General features: G+C 42.1%; 5 protein-coding genes, 1 pseudogene and 1 other annotated feature. Of the genes and pseudogenes, 5 read left to right on the top strand and 1 reads right to left on the bottom strand.

What is annotated here, in order from left to right; all coding sequences use genetic code 11:
* Nucleotides 1-36: 36 nt before the first annotated feature.
* Nucleotides 37-231, bottom strand: a pseudogene (locus BBG47_RS21955) (nucleotidyltransferase); the annotation flags it as partial.
* A gap of 41 nt (nt 232-272) precedes the next feature.
* Nucleotides 273-477: a binding site (T-box leader), on the bottom strand.
* Between the two features lie 675 nt (nt 478-1,152).
* Here BBG47_RS21955 and BBG47_RS21950 point away from each other — a divergent pair.
* The 5 genes from BBG47_RS21950 (at nt 1,153) to BBG47_RS21930 (ending at nt 6,340) form a co-directional block, all read left to right on the top strand.
* Nucleotides 1,153-1,848: a hypothetical protein gene (locus BBG47_RS21950; protein ID WP_065293504.1), complete on the top strand. Its 696-nt coding sequence runs from the start codon at nt 1,153-1,155 to the stop codon at nt 1,846-1,848.
* 275 nt (nt 1,849-2,123) lie between these two features.
* On the top strand, nt 2,124-2,747 hold the full coding sequence (locus BBG47_RS21945; RefSeq protein WP_065293507.1) for a PspA/IM30 family protein: 624 nt from the start codon (nt 2,124-2,126) through the stop codon (nt 2,745-2,747).
* A gap of 60 nt (nt 2,748-2,807) precedes the next feature.
* Nucleotides 2,808-3,842 carry a TFIIB-type zinc ribbon-containing protein gene (locus BBG47_RS21940; RefSeq protein ID WP_065293503.1) on the top strand — a complete coding sequence of 345 codons (1,035 nt, stop codon included), beginning with the start codon at nt 2,808-2,810 and terminating at the stop codon, nt 3,840-3,842.
* Nucleotides 3,842-5,317 carry a TPM domain-containing protein gene (locus BBG47_RS21935; protein ID WP_065293502.1) on the top strand — a complete coding sequence of 492 codons (1,476 nt, stop codon included), beginning with the start codon at nt 3,842-3,844 and terminating at the stop codon, nt 5,315-5,317. The genes BBG47_RS21940 and BBG47_RS21935 overlap by 1 nt, the downstream gene beginning before the upstream one ends.
* Nucleotides 5,318-5,338: 21 nt before the next feature.
* Nucleotides 5,339-6,340, top strand: a complete 1,002-nt coding sequence (locus BBG47_RS21930) for an SPFH domain-containing protein (protein WP_065293501.1) — start codon at nt 5,339-5,341, stop codon at nt 6,338-6,340.
* Nucleotides 6,341-6,396: the final 56 nt, after the last annotated feature.

Raw genomic sequence — 6,396 nt, 5'->3', positions numbered from 1 at the left:
TTCATTTACACAAAATTCTTGACGCTACCCTTTGGTGGGATTTACACATACAATAGTAAAGTCTGCATCTGACTTAAAAGGTTTAGCAGTTCCTTTTGGAATCGAGCCACACATATAAATGCTATGAATCTTACCTTTAAATTCGGTAAGTATATTATCTATATACTTATCAACAAAATCCTTATATTCACTTTGTATTACAATTCTATTTATAACTTTTTCTAATATCATATAGACTCCTCCCAAAATAAAAAACGCCCCAAAGCAAAATGCTCTGGGACGATATTAATCGCGGTACCACCCAGGTTGCTGTATTTTCACACAGCCACCTTAATTGACTATAACGGGTCAAACCGATGGGTATTAGCCATACTCTGGAACTGGCATTTTCAATCAGTACTCTAGGGTTTTCTCAGTCATGAAACCCTTTCCTGTGAAGAGTTTAATGATTTACTTTTGTTCCATCATTGATTTACGGATATTGGTTAAATATTACTCTTTCCCGTCATCTTAGTCAACAACTTGCTCAAGAAAACTGCCAGTTAGTTCAATAAAAAGGACGCTCCCGCGCCTTCGCTTGGGCTACGCCCTCCTCATTATATTCCATTTCCAATTACTTATTAAAAAACGTACGCGGGTAGCATGTAGTGCTTAAACAGGGGACTTATCTTAGCCTAAGCACTAAGAAAATACTTTATTTTCACAGTCTAGAACTTTATTTGCCTAGTCTGACACTTTATTTTTTAGTCTATAACTTTATTTTCTTTCGTCACGTCTAACTCCTGAAGAGCGGGAGAATGGGTTACTGCAAAGTTTGGTATTGATCAACAGTTGTACGAAGATACCTTGAGCATATTCAATGAGAAGAGAACATAATCTACGGAGCCTCATTGAGAAATGCACGTTATTAGATAGGAATCAGATCCTATATGCTGGCGTGTATTTTTTGTTTGTTATTTTCGATTTGTTTGTAGGGAAATGATAGATTAAAAACTAAAATATTTCCCAAAAAATACATGGAAATCTTTAATTATGCAAGAGATAATAGTATACATGTCGATGTATTTCCGTGCGTTCAGTACCGTGCCAAGTGAAAAAAACGAATTTGAAATTGTTTTATGAAAAAACTTATCAATAATTGGGGTGTGTCAGATGAAAAAGAGTGTTATCATATCGGCTTTTGTGGGTGTATTCATTATAGGGACAGCAAGTGGATTTGCAGCTTCGAACTACAAAGAAGTAAAAGCTCTATTGTATCCCTCTGTGAAGGTAGATCTAAATGGACAAGAAGTCAGTAATGTAAAGGCACTGATGCATGAGGGAACTTTATATTTACCAGTGAAGTCGATGACGGATTATTTCGGGCTTACTTCTAAATTAGAATTTAATAAGAAGGATAATAAGATTACAATTGGTGGGCCGAAATATCTTAATCTGCTCAATAGCGAGTCCAATAATTTTTATCAGGTTATGGTGAACGGAAACTGGGGTGCAACATATCAAACCAACGAACGAAAAATGGTAAGCAATTATTACATGGGTGTTGATATTTTTCTGCAGACAATAGATAATTCGAACTTAGAACAATATACGAAGGCATTTCAACAAAAACTTAGTAGTATAGGTTATACCGTTTCTAATGAAACAAATCGAAAGATTGCTGGTGAGAATGCAAAAGTATTGGATTATAAAACGGATGGATCGATAGGGAAAATAGCGATCCTTCATAAGGATGATGATTTCGTAACGATCATGTTCTTCGTTGATAAAACTCGTTATAAAAAAGAGGATATGAATGAGTTCGATAACATTGTAAAGAGCTTTACTATCCAACAAGCAAATCGGTAGGTAAAAGGATATATGTGACTCTAGCTAAATAGTAACCAGCGGAGAATACATAAAAGATATAAAGGCCAAGTTTAGCTAATAAACTTGGTCTTTTTTTGTGAACTTATCAGTCGTATTGCCTGTCCATATCGAATTCAGGGTATGTGAACTTACACATGTCGCAAGAAATCGATCCGCAGTTCAAAATGTCGAATTTCCCATCCTTTTTACCTATATTTGCTGTATGATTAACGTATAGATTGGAGATGAAAATTCTTCTAATGGAGGGAAGCATTATCGAAATCTTATCGAGAGTCAAGGAACTCATGTCCATCAATATCAATAGTCTATTTCAGAAGTCAGAAGATCCTGAGAAAATCATTGATGACTACATGCGAATGTTGAGCAGTGATCTCGGCAAAGTGAAGGCTGAGACGGCTTCCGTTGTTGCAGCAGAGCAGCGAGCCAAACGAGCATTGGACGAATGCGAAGCAGAAATCGCAAAACTGCAGCGATATGCGGAGAAATCAGCGGCAGATGGGAATGAAGCAGGGGCACGTACTTTTTTAGAGAAAAAGGCAGTTCAATCGGAAAAGTTGGAGCAGCTGCAAACCGCTTATGACATGGCAGCTTCAAATGCTTCTCAAATGAAGCAGCTGCAGGATAAGCTGGTCTCTGATATCGGCGAGCTGGAGGCGCGGCGTGCAGCACTTAAGGGAAAGCTTGCAGCGGCCCAAGCACAGGAACGATTAAATGCGAGCAGCTCTATACATGGAGATAAGGCTGCTTCGGCATTCGATGCGATGGAAGACAAGGTGAACCGCGCTTACGACGAAGCGATGGCGCTTGCTGAACTTCGAGGTGAGAAGAAAGACGATTTGGACGAGCTGATCGAGCAGTTGAAGAAGGAAAAGAATTGAATCTCGATTCATAGGCACTACATATAAATAGATACTTTCTATGCTCTAGGGGTGAATAGGTTGCCGGTTATTGAATATAAATGCTCGAACTGTGGTAGCGGGATGGAGTATGACACGTATTCGGAGATGTTAACCTGTCATAGCTGTGGAAGAGAAGACAATGTTCAAGACATGCAGGATCCGTTGACCAAATACGTGTTCACAGAGGAAGATGCTGCAGAGGAATATCACTGCCATAGCTGTGGCGCTGTCATTATCACAGAAGCAGAGACGAGCGCAACGAGCTGCAGCTTTTGTGGATCAGCCGTTGTATTAGGAGATCGATTGACTGGGAATTTGGCGCCAGTGAAGATTATTCCGTTTGCCATTAGCAAGGAAGAAGCAGTGATGGAGTTCAAAAGATGGTGTGGAAGGGGACTCATTACTCCGAAAGGGTTCATGTCGGCGAATCGAATTAAAGGAATTACAGGGATGTATGTCCCATTCTGGCTCTATGATTTGCAGAATGAAATTGAGGTTCATGGCAGCGCCACGAAGGTCAGCAAATACCGCTCAGGCGATTACGATTATACGGAAACAGCACACTATGATTTCTATCGCGAGATTTGCCTGGATTATATAAAAGTTCCGGTAGATGCTTCGGCAAAGATGACAGATGAACTTATGGATAAGCTTGAACCTTTTCCCTATGAAAAGCTTGAGAACTTTAAGACTCCCTACTTAGCAGGTTATGTTGCTGAAACGTATAGTTATAACGAGGAAGAGCTGCTGCCGCGTGTAAAGGAAAAAATAAAAGAGTATATTTTTGAATTCATAGATTCAACCGTAACGGAGTATACGTCAGCGAAGTATGACAATGTTCATATTCACACGGAGACGCAGCGAGCTGACTATGTTCTGCTTCCGGTCTGGGTATTGCATTATGACTATAATAAACTGGAATATACGTTTGCGATGAATGGACAGACGGGCAAGGTGGTCGGCAAGCCCCCGATCAGCAAGTCGAAGGTGTTCGCATGGTTTGCGGGATTATCGGCGATATTCTTCCTCGTATTTCAGCTTGTGTCCTATTTGTATATAGGAGGGAAATTCTGATGAGAAGGCATCGCGTTATCGCTGTCGTCCTGCTGTTCGCAGCATTGCTGCTCGCCATCCCCATGGAGATGATCAGGGGAAGTGTCAGTGCGGCTGCCAAGAATAACAAGCAGTTAATTGATGATTCCGTGGGTGTACTCAGTAAGAAGGAAGTAAAAGAATTGAATGAGCTGGCCAATCGGTATGGATCGGAAATAGGGATTAATATCATCGGGATTCTAACAGATAAAGATCAAGGGACTTGGGAAGTGCTTCAGGATTTATACGCGAAAAATAACTCCAATGAAGATTTTTCTGTCAGTAATGCAGCCGTGCTGATTCTGAATACGAATCATGAGAAAATCTACATAAATGTATTTCAAAAGGCGGCAGATCATTTGGACGATGAACGGCTAAGCAGCATAACCGATATTGTCGCTGATGAATATGGGGAAGGCCGTTATAAGGCTGCTTTTCAAAGGTATATCGAGTCCGTCTATCAGTATGTAACAGCGGGATCGGAAGCAGTTGACTCGGGTAAGAACAGTACCGTTAGCAGTACAATCAGCAGCACGAACGATGGGACTACGTTTACGAGCACGACAACCACGACGAGCAGTAGTACATCAGGCACAACCAGCAGCACGTTTACGAGCACCTCCACCAGCACTACAAACGGGACTAGCTTCACCAGTTCAAGCAGCAGTGAGAGTTCAAATGGTGCAATGAATAGCTCCAATCCAAGCATGTTCAAAAAATGGAGCGACCCCAGTTATAAAAAAGGAAACCAGCTGATCTTCGATGAGGCAAAGCTGCTGACTGGGCGAGAATACGAAGAGCTGCAAGAACTGGCAAAGCAGTACAGCGAAGAGCGAAAAACAGATATGATTATTTATACGACCAATGATCCACTTGCTTACGATGTAAAGAGAATGACTCAAGACTTCTATGATGAATATGGCCCAGGTTATAAAATGCGTCATGGCAACGCTATCATTTTAATGGTAGATATGACACATAGAGAGATATATGCAGCTGGATTTTATAAGGCGAAGGTATATTTCGATGATGATAGATTGGATCAAATCAGAGATAAGATTGCCCCGTATTTAACGGATAAGGAATACAAGGATGGATTTTTAACCTATCTGAAGACGGTTCATAAATACATGGGCTACCGCCCGGGAGTGAATCCTGACAATCTCTTATTGAATATATGGGTTCAACTAGGTGCGGCTTTAGTCATTGGAGGCGGAATCGTTACGCTGCTCGTATATCGTTCCGGCGGACGGGTTACCGTAGATGCTCAGACGTATGAAGATCCGAACTCGGCAGGTTTGGTTGATTATTCGGATCAATATATCCGTACCTGTACAACAAGAACGAGAAGATATAGCAGCAGCTCCAGCTCCAGTTCAAGCGGTGGTGGAGGCAGTGGAGGCGGAGGAACGACTTCGGGTGGTCATTCGCATAGCGGCAGCAGAGGATCATTTTAGGGGAGAGACGGGGGTTAGCATATGTTTTTTAAGAATCAATTTGCAAATGTGGTGGAATGGGAAGAGTTCCGCGATGATATGATCTTTTGGAAATGGAGCAATCGAGAGATCAAAAAAGGAAGCAAGCTGATTATCCGCGCGGGTCAAGATGCGATCTTCATTGATAATGGCAAAATCGAAGGGATCTTTCAGGATGATGGCGAGTACAGCATTGATTCCGATATCATTCCGTTCCTTTCTACACTCAAAGGCTTTAAGTTCGGCTTCAACAGCGGAATGCGGGTAGAGGTATTATTCGTCAATACGAAGGAATTCACGGTCAGATGGGGAACGCGAAATCCAATCCTGATTCCTCACCCGAAACTCCCAGGCGGCTTGCCAATTCGTGCGAACGGCACGTTCAACTTCAAGGTGAATGATTATGTTACCCTGATTGATAAGATTGCCGGAGTCAAAGAGAGCTATCTCGTCGAAGATGTAAAGCTTCGGATTACGTCCAATTTGGATCAATTGTTAATGAAATGGATTTCTAGAGAAGGCAAGGACTTATTCGATTTGCAGGCAAATGCTTTCGATATTGCAAGAGGGATGAAGGAAGACCTCGATATGGAAGTCATGGATCAGGGGATGACCATCACTGGCTTCCAGGTCATGAGCTTCAATTACCCAGAAGAAATCCAAGACATGATTACGAAGACGGCATCCTATGAGATGATTGGCGATATGCAGAAGTATCAGCAAGTTGCGATGACGGACGGGATCGCTTCCGGTGATGTAAGCGGTGGGGGAATGGCCTCAGATATGGCAGGCATGATGATGGGAATGAACATGGCGAATGAAATGATGAAAAATATGAATCAAGTCCAGAAGGCAACAGGCGAATCGGCAGCATCATCCGATGCTAGTGCTTCCATTACTTCTGCTTCTACGGAGGGAAATCAGAAGCCGAACTTCTGTCCGAACTGTGGAGCGAAGAATGAAGGTTCTAATTTCTGCCCGAATTGCGGCCACAAGCTGGGGTAACGGTGATCGTAAAACGGAAGATGGATTACGGTCGGAATGAAGCAATCATAGTTTCC

Origin of the sequence: Paenibacillus sp. KS1 (genome assembly GCF_001680695.1) — a bacterium.
GTDB lineage: Bacteria > Bacillota > Bacilli > Paenibacillales > Paenibacillaceae > Paenibacillus_B > Paenibacillus_B suaedae.
Note: the sequence above shows the minus strand (reverse complement) of the source record. Positions and strands in the feature narration are given on the sequence as shown.